Genomic DNA, 1,399 nt, shown 5'->3' with positions numbered 1-1,399 from the left:
AAAGACCCGCCAGTAACTCCGGTTCGTCCTGCGTTGTGTCGATTCGTCAGGCGGCGTTCGGCTCCGGCACGGAGGCGAGCACGGGCGCTGGTCGCGCGCGGCCTGCGGGCCCTCCGCGACGCCGTCCCCGACCGCTGCGTCCCGGCGGCCGCCTGAACCGCCGGGCGCGGGGTCACTCGGAGGCGATCGCCCGCAGCACGTCCGTCCGCGTGGCGCGGCGGGCCGGCCACACGGCGGCGGCGACGCCGATCAGGGCCGCCGCGGCGGCGCACATCGCCAGCCGCGCGTAGGGGACGGCGAGGACCTCCATGCCGCTCTCCCCTCCGGCGAGCGTGTGCTGCAGGGCCATCCCGAGGAGCACCCCCGTACCGACGCCGAGCACCGCGCCGAACAGGGAGACGACGACCGCCTCGTAGCGGATCATCCGGCGGACCCGGTGGCGCTCCATGCCGAGGGCGCGCAGCGTGCCGATCTCGCGCCGGCGCTCCGTCACCGCCAGCGCGAGCGTGTTGACGATGCCGAGCGCGGCGATGAGCACCGACAGCACGAGCAGGCCGAGGACGAGCTTGAGGAACAGGTCGATCCCGCCGGCGGCGTCGTGCTTGATCTGGGCGCGGTCCTTCAGTTCCAGGTTGGGCCAGGGGGCGAGCGCCCGCTCCAGCGCGGCCCGGCGGGCCGCTCCGGCGTCGACCTCGATGCGCTCGACGGGGGCCCGCGGGTCGTGGGCCCGGTATCCCGCCCAATCGACGATCATGGCGGGAGCGGCGGGGGTGAGGGACCGGCGGTCCGCGTAGACGCCCGCGACGCGGAACGTCCGCTTCGTTCCGTCCTGGTACTGGCCTTCGACCGCGGTGCCCGTCTTCCAGCCCCGTTCCGCGGCGAGCGTGCTGCCCACGAGCAGGCCGTCCCCGCCGGTGCGGGCGGTGCCCGCCCGGAGGGGGAGGCGGAAATGGCCCAGCAGCTCGCCCGGTGACCCGGCGGCGGCGGTCCGGACGGAGCCGTCCAGCCTGAGCCGGGCCGTGCGGATCGGGATCGCGGCCCGCACGCCGGGGACGCCCGCCACCGCGCGCGCCGCGCCCTCCGGCACCGGCGTGATCGCGCTCCGCCCGGTGACCCGGTAGTCGGCGGTGAGGCCCGCGTCGAGCTGCCGGTCCACCGAGGCCGCCATCGACTGGACGACCACCGACACCGCCGCGATGAGCGCGAGGCCGATCGTCAGCGCGGACGCCGTCGCCGCCGTCTGCCGGGGGTCGCGCAGGGCGTTGCGGACGCCCATCCGCCCCGTGCCTCCGCTCCAGCGGGCGAGCGGCCGCGCCAGGACGCCGATCGCGGGACGGCTCAGCGCCGGCGAGGCCGTGACGACGCCCGTGAGCACCGCCACGGCGCCCGTCCCGGTCAG

The 1,399-nt window shown here is 76.9% G+C and carries 1 protein-coding gene; it reads right to left on the bottom strand.

Annotated features, from left to right (window positions below; all coding sequences use genetic code 11):
- Window positions 1-172: 172 nt before the first annotated feature.
- A partial coding sequence (locus AB0K37_RS42195; protein WP_363991870.1) for an ABC transporter permease occupies window positions 173-1,399 on the bottom strand: 1,227 nt, incomplete at its 5' end.

Origin of the sequence: Actinomadura sp. NPDC049753 (assembly GCF_040674655.1) — a bacterium.
GTDB classification, from domain to species: Bacteria; Actinomycetota; Actinomycetes; order Streptosporangiales; family Streptosporangiaceae; genus Spirillospora; species Spirillospora verrucosospora.
This window is presented reverse-complemented; position numbering and strand designations above follow the sequence as displayed.